15 protein-coding genes are annotated in these 15,850 nt (G+C 66.4%); 8 read left to right on the forward strand and 7 right to left on the reverse strand.

The genetic code is table 11. The features are described from left to right. Positions 1-3: 3 nt before the first annotated feature. The 5 genes from ACTIF2_RS11600 to ACTIF2_RS11620 all read right to left on the reverse strand — a co-directional run bounded on the left by ACTIF2_RS11600 (position 4) and on the right by ACTIF2_RS11620 (position 5,030). Entirely contained in the window at positions 4-666 is a 663-nt protein-coding gene (locus tag ACTIF2_RS11600; RefSeq protein WP_439497217.1) for a TIGR04283 family arsenosugar biosynthesis glycosyltransferase, read from the reverse strand. Between the two features lie 68 nt (positions 667-734). Next, positions 735-1,964 (reverse strand): ABC transporter substrate-binding protein, encoded by a 1,230-nt coding sequence (locus ACTIF2_RS11605; protein WP_439497218.1) that lies wholly within the window; start codon positions 1,962-1,964, stop codon positions 735-737. Between the two features lie 133 nt (positions 1,965-2,097). Next, positions 2,098-3,165 carry a radical SAM/SPASM domain-containing protein gene (locus ACTIF2_RS11610; protein ID WP_439497219.1) on the reverse strand — a complete coding sequence of 356 codons (1,068 nt, stop codon included), beginning with the start codon at positions 3,163-3,165 and terminating at the stop codon, positions 2,098-2,100. A 66-nt stretch (positions 3,166-3,231) separates the two neighbouring features. Next, positions 3,232-3,849: a TetR/AcrR family transcriptional regulator gene (locus tag ACTIF2_RS11615; protein ID WP_439497220.1), complete on the reverse strand. Its 618-nt coding sequence runs from the start codon at positions 3,847-3,849 to the stop codon at positions 3,232-3,234. After that, positions 3,846-5,030 (reverse strand): acyl-CoA dehydrogenase family protein, encoded by a 1,185-nt coding sequence (locus ACTIF2_RS11620; protein WP_439497221.1) that lies wholly within the window; start codon positions 5,028-5,030, stop codon positions 3,846-3,848. Before ACTIF2_RS11620 ends, ACTIF2_RS11615 begins: the two co-directional genes overlap by 4 nt. Positions 5,031-5,135: 105 nt before the next feature. Here ACTIF2_RS11620 and ACTIF2_RS11625 point away from each other — a divergent pair, with 105 nt between their 5' ends. Then, a complete protein-coding gene (locus tag ACTIF2_RS11625; RefSeq protein ID WP_439497222.1) occupies positions 5,136-6,719 on the forward strand; it encodes an acyl-CoA carboxylase subunit beta in 1,584 nt (527 codons plus the stop codon). Between the two features lie 8 nt (positions 6,720-6,727). Continuing rightward, on the forward strand, positions 6,728-8,719 hold the full coding sequence (locus tag ACTIF2_RS11630) for an acetyl/propionyl/methylcrotonyl-CoA carboxylase subunit alpha (RefSeq protein ID WP_439497223.1): 1,992 nt from the start codon (positions 6,728-6,730) through the stop codon (positions 8,717-8,719). Between the two features lie 95 nt (positions 8,720-8,814). Here ACTIF2_RS11630 and ACTIF2_RS11635 read toward each other — a convergent pair whose 3' ends face one another. After that, entirely contained in the window at positions 8,815-9,120 is a 306-nt protein-coding gene (locus ACTIF2_RS11635; protein WP_439497224.1) for a hypothetical protein, read from the reverse strand. A 261-nt stretch (positions 9,121-9,381) separates the two neighbouring features. Between ACTIF2_RS11635 and ACTIF2_RS11640 the strand changes: the two genes are divergently transcribed. Further along, positions 9,382-10,557: a hypothetical protein gene (locus tag ACTIF2_RS11640; protein WP_439497225.1), complete on the forward strand. Its 1,176-nt coding sequence runs from the start codon at positions 9,382-9,384 to the stop codon at positions 10,555-10,557. A gap of 5 nt (positions 10,558-10,562) precedes the next feature. Here ACTIF2_RS11640 and ACTIF2_RS11645 read toward each other — a convergent pair whose 3' ends face one another. After that, positions 10,563-11,234 (reverse strand): GntR family transcriptional regulator, encoded by a 672-nt coding sequence (locus ACTIF2_RS11645; RefSeq protein ID WP_439497226.1) that lies wholly within the window; start codon positions 11,232-11,234, stop codon positions 10,563-10,565. A 197-nt stretch (positions 11,235-11,431) separates the two neighbouring features. Here ACTIF2_RS11645 and dctP point away from each other — a divergent pair, with 197 nt between their 5' ends. From dctP to ACTIF2_RS11670, 5 genes are all read left to right on the forward strand, one after another. Next, positions 11,432-12,418 carry a TRAP transporter substrate-binding protein DctP gene (gene dctP / locus ACTIF2_RS11650; RefSeq protein WP_439497227.1) on the forward strand — a complete coding sequence of 329 codons (987 nt, stop codon included), beginning with the start codon at positions 11,432-11,434 and terminating at the stop codon, positions 12,416-12,418. A gap of 42 nt (positions 12,419-12,460) precedes the next feature. Continuing rightward, positions 12,461-12,979 (forward strand): TRAP transporter small permease, encoded by a 519-nt coding sequence (locus ACTIF2_RS11655; protein ID WP_439497228.1) that lies wholly within the window; start codon positions 12,461-12,463, stop codon positions 12,977-12,979. Then, positions 12,976-14,271 (forward strand): TRAP transporter large permease, encoded by a 1,296-nt coding sequence (locus tag ACTIF2_RS11660; protein ID WP_439497229.1) that lies wholly within the window; start codon positions 12,976-12,978, stop codon positions 14,269-14,271. Before ACTIF2_RS11655 ends, ACTIF2_RS11660 begins: the two co-directional genes overlap by 4 nt. 32 nt (positions 14,272-14,303) lie before the next feature. Next, the gene (locus tag ACTIF2_RS11665) at positions 14,304-14,738 is read left to right on the forward strand and encodes a type II 3-dehydroquinate dehydratase (protein WP_439497230.1); all 435 of its coding nucleotides are present in this window, start codon (positions 14,304-14,306) and stop codon (positions 14,736-14,738) included. A gap of 178 nt (positions 14,739-14,916) precedes the next feature. Next, complete coding sequence (locus ACTIF2_RS11670) at positions 14,917-15,129, forward strand: hypothetical protein (RefSeq protein ID WP_439497231.1); 213 nt, start codon at positions 14,917-14,919, stop codon at positions 15,127-15,129. Positions 15,130-15,850 lie beyond the last annotated feature (721 nt).

A 15,850-nucleotide genomic window follows, 5' to 3' on the forward strand; every position in this document is an offset into this window, starting at 1 on the left:
CGCTCAGCCGTAGAGTTTCGCGATGAGCCGGATCGGCACGCCGGCAAAATAGAGCGCGAGGCAGGACAGGTTGCGCAGGCTGCGCCGCAAATAGCCGTCGCGACGATAGCGCGCGGCGCTGGTGACGGCGCGAACGGGGAGGATGTGCAGCCTCGCCTTGCCGATGCGCCGGACGAGATCGACATCCTCCATCAGAGGCAGCGGGCGATAACCGCCGAGCTCGTCATGGAGCCGGCGCGAGATCAGCAGGCCCTGGTCGCCGTAAGGCAGCGATAAGGCGCGGCAGCGCCAGGCGACGACGCGTTCCAGCCGCCGCGCGGCCGGCGCGTCGTCATCCAGCGCGAAGGTGAAGGCGGTGGCCGCGTTCTCGCCCTCGTTTGCGATGAAATTCTCAACGGCCGGCATCCAGCCTTCGCCCAGCAGCGTGTCGGCATGGATGAAGAGGAGCCAGTCGCCGGTCGCGCTCGCGGCGCCGCGCGCGAGCTGGCCGCCGCGTCCCGGAGAGCCGGCAACCACCAGGGCTCCGGCTGCCTCGGCGATCCGGAGGCCGTCGTCCCGCGAGCCGCCATCGCTGACGATGATCTCGCCGACGAGCCTCGCGGCGCGTGCCCCCGCGAATTGCGCGAGCGCCGCATCGAGTCCGGCCGCGGCGTTCAATATCGGCATCACCACGCTGATCACGGCTGCGCCGCGCCGCTCATCGCGAGATCGTCGCCACCGGGCGCGCCACCATCTCAGCGGACATAGCGCTTCTCCCATTCCGCCGTGATGCGCGTCATCCAGGAGGGATGCGGCTCGGGCAGCACGATGCCGAGCTCGGCATTGGTCGGCAGCGCGGGCATGCCGTCGGGACGGGCGAACAGCGCCTGCTGCTCGGCCGAGAGCTTGTCGAGATCGAGCACGGTGAAATTGCCCATCTGGCGCGGGTCCTGCGCCCGCGCCTGGGTCGCCGGCGCGAGCAGGAAATCGGCGGCCACCATCGCCGCCTCGGCATGGGCGGCGTTGTAGGGGATCGCGACGAAGGAGCTGTTGCCGATCGTGCCCCGCTCCAGCACGAAGACGCGCGCGCTGTCCGGCAATTGGCGGTTGGCGATGCCGGTCGCGGCCTCGGCCGGATTGAAGGAGATGTAAAAATCGATCTCGCCGTCGACCAAGAGCTGCCGCTGCGCCGGGCCGGTCTCGGGAAACTCCCTGCCCTGGCGCCAGAGATTGGGCCGCAATTCGTCGTACCAGGCCCAGAGCGGTGCGGTCACCATCGCGAAACTCGCATCGTCAGCGGCCCGGTCGAGGATCTCGGGATTGGGCGCGAGCTCGTAGAGCGCCTGTTTCAGGAAGGTCGAGCCGAGGAAATTGCCGATGGTCGGGTGCGTGAGTCGGCCCGGATTGGCCTTTGCCCAGCCCAGCATCGCCGGCACGGAAATCGGCAGGCTCTCGCGACGCGTGCGGGCGCTGTCATAGAGATAGACGACCTGCGCCAACCGCCAGGGCGCGGCGAGCCCTTCCACCGGCACAGTGAAATCGACGATGTTCGAGCGCTTCTTCGTGGTGTCGACATAGCGCCAGTTCGGCAGGGCCTCGGCGAAGGGGCCGTAGAGCAGGCCCTGCTGCTTCATCGCCAGGAAATTCGGGCCGTTGATCCAGATCAGGTCGACGCTGCCATCCTTGTCGCGGCCCGCCTGTTTCTCGGCGACGACGCGGGTGACGGCCTCGGCGGTGTCGCGCAGGCGGACATGGTTGATGATGACGCCATGGGCGCGCTTCAGCTCCTCGCCGGCCCAGGCGATGAAGGCATTGGTGCGCTCGTCGCCGGCCCAGGCGTTGAAATAGACGGTCTGCCCCTTCGCGCGCTCGAGGATGCCCGGCCAGTCGGCGGCGATATCCCTGGCACGCGCCTGCAAGGGCGAGGTCAGGCCGGCCGCCCCGGCAAGAGCGACAAGGCGCAGCGCGGTGCGGCGGGTGATCATGAGCGGGCTCCCGGCATGTCGAGCATTTCCATCGGCAGTCAGCGTCATTGCGAGGAGCGGAGCGACGAAGCAATCCAGGAGGGAGTGCGTGAAGCCCCTGGATTGCTTCGCTGCGCTCGCAATGACGACAGGTTCATTCCGCCGCCATCCGTCGTCCGCGCGCCAGCCGCTCCTCGCGAAGGCGCGCGATGACCGGCCCGAGCACCTCCTCGTGGAAGCGGTCGCAGCCGATGCAGAGATTGCGGTACTCGCCGCCCTTGGGCTGGATCGTTTGCGATTTCGCGAGATAGGTATCGAGATCCCAGCCATGGGCCAGCCCCATGCGTTCGGGATGGCCGGCATTGATCGCCTCGTACACCGGATGACCAACGAGCGAATCGAGCATGGGTTCGAGCGGCTCCTGCGTCAGGTTGCCGATCGGCAGCTTCGTCTTCATGCAGCAGGGATAGACATCGCCGGCGGCATCGATCGCGACTTCCGAGCCTGAGTAGCGGTGGTTCAGGAAGTTCAGCCCGCCGGACCAGCGGTTGCAGAAATTATCGGCCATGGTCGCGGTCGAAAGCCCGTTCTTCCAGGCGCGGCCGCGTGGCCAGAGCCTGCCGATCCAGGCATCGGGTGTGGCGCCGAAGAAGGAGTAGAGCGGCCCATCCTCCTCGTGCCATTTGCGCGTCTCGTGCTGCAAGCCGGAGCGCTGCATGCCGGCCGCCTCGAACCAGGCGATCAGCCGCTCCTTGAGCGGGTCGCGCTTGGCGCCCTCCATGCCGACATGGAAATCGTCCATCCCGGAAACCGAGATCATCCAGACGCCACGCGCGACGAGCTCGTGAATGATCGTCTCGGTGACGAGATCACCCGTCGTCTGCACCACGACATTGACGCCGCCCTTGGCGGCATAGCGCTCGCGCAAGGCGTCGAGCAGCGGATAGAGCGCGGACTCGCGGATCGGGTCGATCAGGACCTCGCCGCCCGAGAGGATGATGCGGCCGCGGCGCTCCTGCCAGCCACCGCCGGCCACCGGCTGCTCCAGGTCGAGATAGGTCATCCGCTCCGGCAGGTTCTCGACGACGCGGGGCCAGGTTTCCATGGTCTGGCCGACGACATCGCCGAGCGCATTGCGGACATAGGGACGGAACCGGTCCTCGTAGCAATGCACGCATTTGCGGTGGCAGGCATAGGTGATCGAGTAATAGATGGATTCCATGCCGTCCTCATCCGAGCCGCCGCCCGCGATTCATACAGCATCACAGCATGCGCGAATGAGGCCGTGCTAGGTTTTCACGGCATCGTTATGGGGTGCGATCAGGACCGCGAACTCGCGCGCGAGGCCGGCAATGTCGAAGCGACCGGGACGATACCAGTCGGTCGAGCCGTTGAGCGCGCCGAGCAGGAAAAACCGAAGCGCCTCGGGCGAACGCTCGGCGGAGATCGCGCCAGCGTCCTGGAGCTCGGCGATCAGCGCGCGCCAGACCTCCTCATAGGCCCGGCGGACCCGCAGCACGCTGTCGGGAACCGGCATGGCGCCGAAGGCGAAGGCCTTGATGCTGGCCGAGGTATAATCTCCATGGCCGTGCAGCGCCGTCAGATGCGCGCGGATCGCCGCTTCGAGCCGGACATGCGCCGCGGCGTCCGAAGTCTCGGCCAAGGCCGCGACGACGGCCTCGTGGACGAAACGGACCCCGTCATTGACCACTGCCTCGACGATCTCCTCCTTCGAGGCGAAATGGTAATAGAGGCTGGCCTTGCGGATGCCGACGGCCTCCGCGACCTCGCGCAAGGTGGTCTGATGGTAGCCGCCCTGGCGCAGCAGCCGCGCCGCGGTGTCGAGGATCAGGCGCCGCGAACCGCCTTCGACTTCCTTGTCGGCCTTGTTCGCCCGCGCCGTCACAGCCGTTTCGCCACCTCTTCGAGCATCACCTCGGTGGCGCCGCCGCCGATCGACTGGACGCGGGCGTCGCGGGCCATGCGCTCGATCGCGCTCTCGCGCATGAAGCCCATGCCGCCATGGAACTGGACGCAGGCATACATCACCTCGTTGACCAGCTCGCCGCAATAGGCCTTGGCCATCGAGACCTCGCGGGTTGCGTCCAACCCTTGAGCATCCATCCAGGCGGCGTGATGGACGAGCTGGCGGCCGGCCTCGACCTTGGCGGCGAGCATGGCGAGCTTCTGGCGAATCGCCTGCTTCTCCCAGAGCGGCGCGCCAAAAGCCTTTCGGGTGCGGACATAGTCCAGCGTCAGGTCGAGCGCGGCCTGCGCCTCGCCCATCGCCATGGCGGAGATGACGATGCGCTCGTTCTGGAAGTTGCGCATGATCGCGTAGAAGCCGCGCCCCTCCTGCCCCAACAGGTTCTCGGCCGGGATGCGGCACTCCTCGAAGGCGAGCTCGGCGGTATCCGACGAGCGCCAGCCATGCTTGTCGAGCGCGCGCGAGACCGTGAAGCCGGGCGTGCCCTTCTCCACCAGGAAGATCGAGACCGATTGAGACGGCTTGGCCGAGAGATCGGTCTTGACCGCGACGCAGTACAGATCGCCATAAACGCCATTGGTGATGAACATCTTGGCGCCGTTCAGCACATAGGTGTCACCCTCGCGCCGCGCCGTGGTGCGAATGCCCTTCACGTCGGACCCGGCATCGGGCTCGGTCACCGCCACGGCGCAGATCGCCTTGCCGGCGATGATGTCGGGCATGTAGCGCTCGTGCTGCGCCTTGCTGCCAGCATTGAAGACATGGACCGAAGCCATGTCAGTATGGACCAGCGCGGTGATCGCGACGCCCGAGAAAGTCGAGCGGCCGAGCTCCTCGGCAAGGACGACGGTGGCGAGCGTATCCATTTCCGAGCCGCCATAGTCGGCCGGGTAGCGGATACCGAGGAACCCAAGCTCGCCCATCCGCCGCAGCACCGCACGCGGCACGAAACCGGCTTCCTCCCAGGCCGCCGCATGCGGCTTGATCTCGGTCTCGACGAAGCGGCGGAGCTGGTCGCGCAGCGCCTCGTGCTCCTCGCTGAAATAGGGCGAGCGCGCCGGCGCGGCGCCCCCGGCTCCGAACTGTTCTACCGCCGCCATGGCCACAATCCCGCTGCTTGACCTGTTCAAGGCAATTAGCCTACCTAACGGACGGTAGGTGACTTGATCGGCGAGATCAAGGGCGAGCGTCGAGGCGGAGGAACGATGTCTGCAAGCTCCACGAGCGAGGCGCGCACGCCCTCTCCTCCGCCCCTCACCGAGATGCTCGCCACGCTCCGCGAGCGACACGGCCTTGTCGCCAATGGCGGCGGCGCGAAAATGCGCGAGCGGCATGAGAGCCGCGGCAAGATCATGGTGCGCGAGCGCATCGACCTGCTGCTCGACCCGCAGACGCCGTTCCTCGAGCTCTCGCCGCTGGCCGCCTGGGGGCTCTACGGCAACGAGGTGCCCGGCGCCGGCATCGTCACCGGCATCGGCATGGTCGAGGGCCGCGCCTGCATGCTGATCGCCAACGATGCGACGGTGAAGGGCGGCTCCTTCTTCGCCGAGACGGTGCGCAAGCACCTGCGCGCGCAGGAGATCACCGAGGAGCACCGCCTGCCCTGCCTCTATCTGGTCGATTGCGGCGGCGCGTACCTCCCCGAGCAGGACCGGGTCTTCCCCGACCGCGACCATTTCGGCGGCTCCTTCTACAACCAGTGCCGAATGTCGGCCTCCGGCATCCCACAGATCTCGCTGGTCTTCGGCGGCTGCACCGCCGGCGGCGCCTATATCCCGGCGCTCTCCGACGAGGTCATCATGGTGCGTGGCACCGGGCGCATCCATCTCGGCGGGCCGCCGGTCGTGAAGGCGGCGATCAACGAGATCGTCGACGGCGAGACGCTGGGCGGCGCCGAGATGCACACGATGGTCTCGGGCGTCAGCGACCATCTGGTCGAGACCGAGATGGAGGGGCTCGCCAAGCTGCGCGAAATCGTCGGTGCGCTCGGCGAAGCCGGAAAGGTCAGTGCCGCGCCCTACCCATCCACGCCGCCGAAGCGCAATGCGGCGGAGCTGGAGCGGATCGTGCCGACCGATCTGCGCCGGCCCTATGACGTGCGCGAGGTGATCGCCTGCATCGTCGACGACAGCGCCTTCACCGCCTTCAAGCCCGATTACGGCGCGACCTTGGTCACCGGCTTCGCCCGCATCCATGGCCATCCGGTGGGGATCATCGCCAATAATGGTGTGCTCTTCTCGGAATCGGCCGTGAAGGGCGCGCATTTCATCGAGCTTTGCGACCAGCGCCAGATTCCGCTCATCTTCCTGCAGAACATCACCGGCTTCATGGTCGGCACAGAGGCGGAGCGCGGCGGTATCGCCAAGCATTCGGCCAAGCTGGTCTATGCCGTCTCGAATGCGCGCGTGCCGAAATACACCGTGCTGATCGGCGGCTCCTATGGCGCCGGCAATTACGGCATGTGCGGGCGCGGCTTCCGGCCGCGCTTCCTGTTCTCCTGGCCGAATGCCCGCATCGCCACGATGAGCCCGGAGGTGGCCGCGAATGTCGTCACGGACCTGCGCCGCCAGAGCCTGAAGGGAGCGGCCGACGAGGCCGCCATCGCCGAGCTCGACCGCCGGACGCGAGCGCAGTTCGAGGAGCAGAGCGACCCCTATTACGCCACGGCCCGGCTCTGGGACGACGGCATCATCGAGCCGGCGCAGACGCGCGACGTGCTGGGCCTGTGCCTGTCGCTGGCTGCGGGCGAGCCGCGCGACACCTCCCCTCGCCCCGTCTACCGGATGTGAGCGCATCGATGTTCGACACCATCCTGATCGCCAATCGCGGCGAGATCGCCTGCCGCATCATCAAGACCTGCCGGCGCATGGGCATCCGCACGGTCGCGGTGTTCTCGGAGGCGGATCGCGACGCCTTGCATGTGCGACTTGCCGATCAGGCCGTCGCGATCGGCCCCGCCCCGGCGCGCGAGAGCTACCTTCGCGCCGACCGGATCGTCGAGGCCGCGCTCGCCAGCGGCGCGCAGGCGATCCATCCCGGCTACGGCTTCCTGTCCGAACGCCTCGACCTGATCGCGGCCTGCGAGAAGGCCGGCATCGTCTTCATCGGCCCCTCGGCCGCGGCCATCGACGCGATGGGCGACAAGATCCGCTCCAAGCAGATCGCCCGCGAGGCCGGGGTGCCAGGCGTGCCCGGCTATGACGGCGCGGACCAGTCGCCGGAGGCGCTGAGGCGCGAAGCCCTGCGCGTCTGCCTGCCGGTCATGGTCAAGGCCTCCGCCGGCGGCGGCGGCAAGGGCATCCGCAAGGTCGAGCACGAAGCGGAGCTCGACGGCGCGATCGCCGCCGCGAGCCGCGAGGCGCAGGCCGCCTTCGGCGACGGGCGGCTCTTGATCGAGAAATTCGTGACGCGGCCGCGCCATGTCGAGGTGCAGGTCGCGGGCGACAAGCACGGCAACATCGTCCACCTGTTCGAGCGCGACTGCTCGGTGCAGCGCGCGAACCAGAAGCTGATCGAGGAGGCGCCGGCGCCGAACCTGCGCGCCGAGACCCGCAAGGCGCTGCACGACCATGCGCTGAAGCTTTCGCGGGCGATCTCCTACGACAATCTCGGCACGGTCGAGTTCCTGGTCGATGCCGCGACGCAGGGCGTGTTCTTCCTGGAGATGAACACGCGACTGCAGGTCGAGCATCCGGTCACCGAGGCGATCACCGGGCTCGACCTGGTCGAATGGCAGATCCGCATCGCCGCGGGCGAGCGGCTGCCGCTCGCACAGGCCGATATCCACTGCAGCGGCCACGCCATCGAGGCCCGGCTGACGGCCGAGCGCGCCGACGAGGATTTTCGGCCGGACACGGGCACGGTCAGCCTCTGGCGCGAGCCGGACGGCCTGCGCGTCGACAGCGGCGTCGCAGCCGGCAGCGAGGTCTCGCCGCATTACGATTCGCTGCTCGCCAAGGTGATCGCGCATGCGCCCGATCGCGAGGGCGCGATCCGCAAGCTGGCGGGCGGGCTGGAGCGAATGAGCGTGCTCGGCCCGGCGACGACCAGGGCCTTCCTGGCCGGAGCCCTGCGGAGCCCGGTCTTCATGGCCGGCGAAGCGACGACGCTCTTCCTGCGCGAGACCTATCCCGAGGGCTGGGCGCCCGCGACGGTCGAGGACGGCGCCGTCGAGGCCGTCGCGGCGGCGATCTGGCTGGCGGCGCGCCGGAACGGAGGCGGAGCCTCGCCCTGGCGATCGTTGATGGGTTTCCGGCTGCTGGCGCCGTCGGGACGGCCCGCCGTCACGCATCTGACGACGAGCGCGCATGGTAGAACGGCGCGGGTCAGCGTCGAGAGCCATGACGGCTTCCTGCGCGCGACCACCGGGGCAAGCCGGCACGATGTCGTGCTCGCCCCCGCCGGTTCAAGCGGGAGCTGGATCGTGACCCTCGACGGGATGAGCCTGCAGGTCGAGGCCGTCTGCGACACCGAGGGCATCGACCTGCGCTATCGCGGCTTCGAGGGCCGGATCGCAATCGCGCTCGCCGTCGAGGCCGCTGCGGCGAAGCGCTCGGGACCGACCGAGGCGGACGGCGCCCTGCGGGCCACGATGCCCGGCACCGTGGCGGAGCTTCGCGTCGGCGAGGGCGACGCGGTCGAAGCCGGTCAGGTCGTCGCGGTGCTGGAATCGATGAAGCTGTTCATGGAGCTGAAGGCGCCGACCAGCGGTGTCGCCCGGACGATCGCGATCCGGCCGGGCGACACCGTCGCGGCAGGAGACCTGCTGCTGGAGATCGCCTCCGACTGAAGCGCGGCCTGTCGCGCTCACGAAGAGAAGGGCCGGCAGACCGGCCCTCCTCCCCCTCATGCCGTCCCGGCTTGCGGCGCCGGTCGGGCAACCGGTCAGTTGCAGCCGCAGCCGTGGCCGAAGCCGCCGAGCAGGCCGCCGACGATGCCGTTCTTGCTGACGATCGCCTTGATCGGCGCCACGACACTCACCTTGTTGCCGTTGCCGATGCCGCTCAGGATGCTGGTGCCGCTCAGCACGCTGACATTGTTCAGCGCCGTCACGTTGAGGCCCGAGACGGAGGTCGTCACCGGGGTGATGATGCCGCCGAGCAGCGAGCCGCCGCGGCCGCCCTTGCCCGAAGCCATGGCCGGAGACACGGCGAAGGCTGCAACCGTAGCGAGTACAAATGCGTATTTCATCGAACTCTCCCTGTTGTCGCTTCGGGATTGAAGCGATGAGACACGTATAGGTTGTATTTTATTGTCAACGCAATCAGAGGATAACATTAACCATACCTGGTACCGTTAACCCGCCTCTCTCAACGATGAGAGCTTTGCGCCGAAGGCTTTACTTGAAATTTATATGTACTGATTAATACTATTGTCGCCGCTATATTTTATGATTTAATCCCGTGTTAATCATAATAGACTGATCATGCCCCACCGAACATGGTGGGCAACATGATCGCTCAAGTCATCGCTCTGCTTTGTATTGCAGCATTCGCCGCGAGCGCGGCCCTCGCCGCCGAAGAGCCGAAGCCCGCCATCGAGATCTCGACAGCAACGATCGGCCTGCGCGGCGGCTTCGACGCCAATCCGGGCAATGTCGTCGGCGGCCGCGGCAGCCCTGTCCTGACGAGTTTTGCAACCTGGGATTACATCAAGGGCACCTTGCAGGACGGCTATGGCGTCAATCTCGTGCTGATCGAGACCCAATATGACCCGCGCGAACTCGCCGCCGGCCGCGCGCATTCGCTGGCGCTGAAGCACGGCTTCTCGTTTGGCGACGGTGGCTCCGTGCAATCCACGCTCACAGCCGGGGACGAGCAGAGCTGGTCGCGGCGCCGGAGCAGCCTGGCCTGGCGCGAGCGGCTCGATTATCGCCTCGGCGGTTTTCGCGTCTTCGCCAATGGCGAGGCGCGCATCACGGCGCTGAACGAGCGCAACGTCTTCAATCTCGGCGATTTCCTGCCGCGCGACGAGAACTTCACCACGCTATCGCTGACGCCGGGCATCGCCTATCGCCTCGGCGCGAGCGAGATCGGCCTGTCCTTCACCGCCTCGCGCACCCATTTCATCGACGGCATGGATTATCTCGGCTTCCGGCGCGACCATGACCGCTTCCAGCCCAACCTGTTCTTCTCGGCGGCCTTCTCGGACATCACGCTCGAAGGCTCGCTCTCGCCCTTTCGCGCGGAATTTCCCGACAAGGAGTTCGATACGGTCGAGCGGCTGCTCTACACCGCCAAGCTGCGCCTGCCCTATCGGATGGTCACGCTCGAGCTCGCCTCGGGACGCACCGTCGAGGACACGACGCTGCCCTTCTCTGTCATCAATGTCGTCACCGCGCATGAGGCGAAGCTGAGCGCGCGCATCGACGAGAAACATGCACTCAGCCTGATCGGGCGTTGGAAGATCGACGACTATGTCGGCCTCGACGCCAAATCGAGCCTGCGCAGCGTCGGCGTCGACTACCAATATGCACTCGGCGATGGCCTGACGGCGACGGCCTCGGCGTCCCTGCGAAAGGTCAAGGAGACCGGGCTGACGCCGGTCACGTCCTACAACCTGCTGCTCGGCCTGCAGAAGCGGATCGACTTCAGCGCCACGGACAAGCCCGCCAAGAGCGAGAGCTGAGACCCTTATCCGAGCCTACCGAGATCCAGCGTGTGATCGACGCAGGCATTGACATGGGTCGCCAGGACCGAGGCTGCACGATCCTTGTCCCGCTTCAGCGCGCAATCGAGCAGGATCTGGTGCTCGTCGGCCGCGACCTTTCCGCGGAAGATCACCGCGACCATCTGGTAACGCAAGTACTTGTCATAAATCGTGGCGTGGGTATCGAGCAGCACCTGCGAGCCGCAGGCCGAAATCAGGGCATGGTGGAACTCCCAGTCATAGCGCTTCCACAATTCGGAATCGGCCCGGTCGCTGTCGAGCATCCGGCGCTCCATCTGCGCGAGCTTGTGATGGGCCGCGACGACGCGGCCCTCCCATTCCATGTCGCCGGCATCGAAGGATTGCGCCAGCGCGTGCCCTTCGAGCAGGAGGCGCATCGCGGCGAGCTCCTTCAGGTTGGTCGCCGAGACGGGGCTGACCATGAAGCCCTTCTGGCCCTCCGCCTCGATCAACCCTTCGGATGACAGCCGGTTCAGCAGCTCGCGCAGCGTGCTGACGCTCGTGCCATAGGCCTCCCTCAGCTGTTCCAGCTTGAGCTTCTGGCCCGGCGCCAGGCGTCCGAAGATGATGTCGGAGCGGATGCGCCTATACGCCATTTCGCCGATCGAGGCGTTGGGGGGCGTGATCGTCAACATGCTTCGGGCCTTGGCGTCCTGTCGGAGGGTGGAGCGGCTGCAAGCCAGCGATGATAGCGCAACCTGCCATCCGGGCAATTGCTATGATGATATAAAAAATCTCATATGAAATGAGATTCGTATGTTGCTAACGCCGGTATGATCGGCAATGCTGAGGTGAGAGGCGGGGCATAACCGCCGTGATGGGAGGATTTGCGATGACCGGGATCGACAGACGCGCATTCATGGCAGCCGGCGCGGCAGCGGCAGTGGCAGGTTTCGCGCAAGGCGCGAGCGCGCAGGCCAAGCCGAACTTGCGTTTCTCGGCCGTGTTCTCCGAACAGGACATCCGCGCCGAGATGATGAAGCGCTTCGGCGAGGCGATCAAAGACGAGTTCACGCTGCAGCCCTATTACGGCGGCAACCTGTTCAAGCAGGGGACAGAACTCGTCGCAATGCAGCGCAACAACCTCGAGATGGGCAATATCGCGCCGCAGGACATCTCGAACCAGATCCCGGCCTGGTCGATCGTCACCTCCGCCTACCTCTTCCGCGACGCCGACCACCTGAAGAAGGTCTTCGCCAGCGATGTCGGCCGCGACCTGAAGACGATGGCCGAGGAGAAGCTCAACATCAAAATCCTGGGACCGACCTATTTCGGCGCCCGCCAGGTCGGCCTGAAGCCGAAGAAGAAGATCAGCACCCCGGCCGACCTCGCCGGCGTCAAGCTGCGCATGCCCGGCGGCGACGCCTGGCAGTTCCTCGGCCAGTCGATCGGCGCCAATCCGACGCCGATGGCCTATGCCGAGGTCTATACCGGCCTGCAGAGCGGAGCGATCGACGGGCAGGACAACCCGCTCCCCAACGTCCAGAACATGAAGTTCTACGAGGTCTCCTCGCAGATCGTGCTGACCTCGCATCTGGTCGGCTTCGACCTGCTTTGCGTCACCAAGCGCGTCTGGGACGGCATGAACGCGCAGAAGCAGGCGGCCTTCCAGGCGGCGGCCGATACGGCGATCGACTGGAGCACGAAGGAGCATCTCGCCAAGGAAGCCGAGCTGGTCGACTTCTTCAAGAAGCAGGGGCTCGAGGTCTACACCCCCGACCTCGCCGCCTTCCGCGACTTCGCCCAGAAGAAATACCTGGCCTCGGACCTGGCGAAGAGCTGGCCACCGGGCATGGTCGAGAAGATCAACGCCCTCTGATCCCGGCCGGCACGAGGCCCAACGCGGTTCGACGGGAGCGCCATGATCGATCGCCTCACTGCCATCGGCACATGGCTGGCGCGGCGCGCGGAAAACATCCTCGCGCTGATGCTCTTCGCCATGTTCGCGGTCTTCATCCTGCAGATCGTGTTCCGCTATGTGCTCAACCTGCCGATCGGCTGGACGCATGAGATCAGCGTCGTGCTGTGGCTCTGGCTCGTGCTGTTCGGCGCCGGCTTCGTGCTGCGCGAGCGGGAGGAGATCCGTTTCGACATCATCTACGGCGCGGTCGGCCCGAGGCTGCGACGGATCATGGCGATCATCACCTCGGTCGCGCTGGTCATGCTCTACACGCTCTCGCTGCCGGCCATGGCCGACTATGTCGCGTTCATGAAGGTCGAGCGCACGGCCTATCTCAAGATCCCGTTCAACTGGGTCTATGCGATCTACCTCGCCTTCGCCGTGGCGGCGATCATCCGCTATCTCTGGCTCGGCTGGACCGCCATTCGCGGCAAGGCGCCCGAGGAGTTCGATCCCACCAAGGCGGGCTCCGGCGTATGACCAGCCCGTTCTCCCTCGCCATCCTGGCGATCGTCACGCTGTCGCTGCTCGGCCTGCCGATCGGCCATGCGATGATCGCCGGCTCGATCTTCTACCTGCTGCTGGCAGGCCAGGATCTCAGCATCGCCGCCGAGCAACTGCTCAACGGCATGTACACGAACTACGTCATCCTCGCCGTGCCGCTCTTCATCCTGGCGGCGGAGCTGATGAATATCGGCTCGATGACGGAGCGCCTGCTGCGCTTCTGCGATGCGCTGGTCGGGCGTTTCCGCGGCGGTCTGGCCCAGGTCAACATCGTCCAAAGCGTGATCTTCGCCGGCATGTCGGGCTCGGCCATCGCGGATGCGGCCGGAACCGGCCGGATTATGCAAGCGATGATGACCAAGGACGGCAAGTATCCGCCGAGCTTCGCCGCGGCGCTGACGGCGGCGTCCGCCGTGATCGGACCGATCATCCCGCCCTCGATCCCGATGGTGCTCTATGCGCTGGTCTCGGACGCCTCGATCGGCTTCCTCTTCCTGGGAGGCGTCATCCCCGGTTTGCTGATGGCGGCGGCCCAGATGGGCATCGTCGCGGTCGCGGCGAGGCGCAAGAACTTCCCGGTCGAGGCGCCGATCCCGCTGCGAGCCCTGCCCGGCATCACCTGGCGCGCCCTGCCCGCCCTGATGATGCCCGTCGTGCTGCTCGGCGGCATCTATGGCGGCGCGACCACGCCGACCGAGGCTGCCGCCGTCGCGGCGGCCTATGCGCTGGCGATCTCCACGCTGCTCTATCGCAGCGTCAGCCTGCGCGCCTTCTACGGCTCGCTGGCCTATAGCGCGCGAACCACGGCCTCGATCGGCATGCTGATCGCCGGAGCGCTCGTCTTCAATTACGTCGTCACGATCGAGAACATCCCGGACAGCCTGCGCGTCCTCCTCGCCGGCTGGAACCTGACGCCGATCGGCTTCCTGATCCTGGTCAACGTGATCCTGCTGGTGCTCGGCTGCCTGCTCGAGGGAACCGCGATCCTGCTGATCGTCGTGCCGGTCTTCATCCCGACGGCGAAGGCGCTCGGCATCGACATGGTGCATTTCGGCGTGGTCGTCGTGGTCAACATCATGCTCGGCCTGATCACGCCACCCTACGGGTTGCTGCTGTTCATCATGACCAACATCGCCGAAGTGCCGCTCCGGGACATCGTGCGCGACTGCATGCCGTTCCTGTTCGCGATGATCGCCGCGCTGGCGCTGATCACCTTCGTGCCCGAGCTCGTGCTCTGGCTGCCGCGGCTGATGGGCTACCAGGGCTGAAACCGTTCGACCGAACTTGAGACAGGTGCGCCGTGAACAAGCCGATCTACGTCCTGAACGGCCCCAACCTGAACCGGCTCGGCAAGCGCGAGCCGCATATCTATGGCAGCACCACGCTGGCCGAGGTCGAGGCGATGTGCCGTGCGGCCGCCGGCGACAATCCGCTGGAGTTCCGACAGAGCAACCGGGAATACGAGCTGGTCGACTGGATCCACGAGGCCATCGACGAAGGCTGCGCGATCGTCATCAACCCGGCGGCCTATTCCTTCACCTCGATCGCGATCCTCGATGCGCTCAAGATGTTCCCCGGCCCGATCATCGAGCTGCACATCTCGAACATCCACCGCCGCGAGGCGCATTACCACAAATCCTATGTCTCGCTGGCGGCGACCGCGATCATCGCCGGGCTGGGCGCGGAGGGCTATCCCGTCGCCGTGCGCGCCGCGCTCAAGCTGGCGGAAGTGTAGCTGCCAAGTTCACGGGGAATCACCTCGTCATTCCGGACAAGCCGCGAAGCAGAGGTGCCGGAATGACGCGCGTTCCATTCTGACCGCAGTGAGCGCGGTCCCTGCTCCGGCGGCGGTTTCCGCCGCTTCGCCAAGCGTCGATAGTGCGGCCCGACGAATCGTTCTCAGGAGAGGCCCCATGTCGAAGCTCTGCAAGTTCACATCGCCCGCCGACGGGAAGCCGGTCTATGTCAATGCCGCGCAAGTGAGCGTGGTCTATACCTACAAGGGCGAGCCGCCCGACACGATCATCGCCTTCCAGAAGGACTTCATGCTCGGCGTGAAGGAGAGCCTGGAAGAGGCCGTCAGCATCCTCGACAAGGCCATGGCCGATGAGAAGGCTGGAAGCTGAGGGAACTTCACAAGCAACGAGGACGGGGCTCTGGCCCCGCCGCCCTGCGGCGAGGCCCATGGCGAATGTCCTGCTTCAGCCGAGGCTGAGCTGCTGCGGCTGGACATGGCAAACGGGCAGCACGACCGGCTGCCCCTGAGACGTGACGATGCGGTCCTTCCTGCCGTCCGGCAGGACGCGGAGAACGCCCTCAAACCCGTCGAGGAAAAATAGGCCGGGATGCCCGCCTTGCGGGCCTTCTCGACCGATTGGCAATGGAACTGCTTCAGTCTCTCGTGGTGCATGACGCTGCCTCCGCGATTGACCCCTTTGACATGCAGATAGTCCGCAGGCCGGCTTTCGCAAGGCGAGACCGGCGAGATTCCCGCACGATCCTTCGGCCTGAAGCGGCGGCGGCGTTCAGGGTGTCATCGTATGACGGCACCTCGCGCACGGCCGCCATTTGCCGTTCGGCATGAGCAGCCGGTTCCAACAGGAGCCGAGCCCCTTAAGACGCAGACCCGCGCCGGAGTCCGGCAGCGGAGGCCCGCTGCCCGCACCGTCGGGCGATCGATGAAGCGATAGCCGCCCCCGAGGCCGGCATTGCCCGGCGTGCCGCCATAGCCGCCTCTGTAGTCGATCGGCGGCCCCGCGCCCGGGATGCCCCCCTCGCTCGAGTGCAGCCGGATGTCTGGGACGTTGTCGCGCAGTGAGGGCGGCCCGAGGCCCTGCCTTGGCCCGC

This window comes from Allobosea sp. (assembly GCF_051860145.1).
In the GTDB taxonomy this organism is placed as follows: Bacteria; Pseudomonadota; Alphaproteobacteria; order Rhizobiales; family Beijerinckiaceae; genus Allobosea.

What these genes read in the sequence shown, in the direction of transcription:
- ACTIF2_RS11600 (WP_439497217.1), bottom strand. Translation starts at nt 666, where the DNA reads ATGCCGATATTGAACGCCGCGGCCGGACTCGATGCGGCGCTCGCGCAA.
- ACTIF2_RS11605 (WP_439497218.1), bottom strand. Translation starts at nt 1,964, where the DNA reads ATGATCACCCGCCGCACCGCGCTGCGCCTTGTCGCTCTTGCCGGGGCG.
- ACTIF2_RS11610 (WP_439497219.1), bottom strand. Translation starts at nt 3,165, where the DNA reads ATGGAATCCATCTATTACTCGATCACCTATGCCTGCCACCGCAAATGC.
- ACTIF2_RS11620 (WP_439497221.1), bottom strand. Translation starts at nt 5,030, where the DNA reads ATGGCGGCGGTAGAACAGTTCGGAGCCGGGGGCGCCGCGCCGGCGCGC.
- ACTIF2_RS11625 (WP_439497222.1), top strand. Translation starts at nt 5,136, where the DNA reads ATGTCTGCAAGCTCCACGAGCGAGGCGCGCACGCCCTCTCCTCCGCCC.
- ACTIF2_RS11630 (WP_439497223.1), top strand. Translation starts at nt 6,728, where the DNA reads ATGTTCGACACCATCCTGATCGCCAATCGCGGCGAGATCGCCTGCCGC.
- ACTIF2_RS11635 (WP_439497224.1), bottom strand. Translation starts at nt 9,120, where the DNA reads ATGAAATACGCATTTGTACTCGCTACGGTTGCAGCCTTCGCCGTGTCT.
- ACTIF2_RS11640 (WP_439497225.1), top strand. Translation starts at nt 9,382, where the DNA reads ATGATCGCTCAAGTCATCGCTCTGCTTTGTATTGCAGCATTCGCCGCG.
- ACTIF2_RS11645 (WP_439497226.1), bottom strand. Translation starts at nt 11,234, where the DNA reads ATGTTGACGATCACGCCCCCCAACGCCTCGATCGGCGAAATGGCGTAT.
- dctP (WP_439497227.1), top strand. Translation starts at nt 11,432, where the DNA reads ATGACCGGGATCGACAGACGCGCATTCATGGCAGCCGGCGCGGCAGCG.
- ACTIF2_RS11655 (WP_439497228.1), top strand. Translation starts at nt 12,461, where the DNA reads ATGATCGATCGCCTCACTGCCATCGGCACATGGCTGGCGCGGCGCGCG.
- ACTIF2_RS11660 (WP_439497229.1), top strand. Translation starts at nt 12,976, where the DNA reads ATGACCAGCCCGTTCTCCCTCGCCATCCTGGCGATCGTCACGCTGTCG.
- ACTIF2_RS11670 (WP_439497231.1), top strand. Translation starts at nt 14,917, where the DNA reads ATGTCGAAGCTCTGCAAGTTCACATCGCCCGCCGACGGGAAGCCGGTC.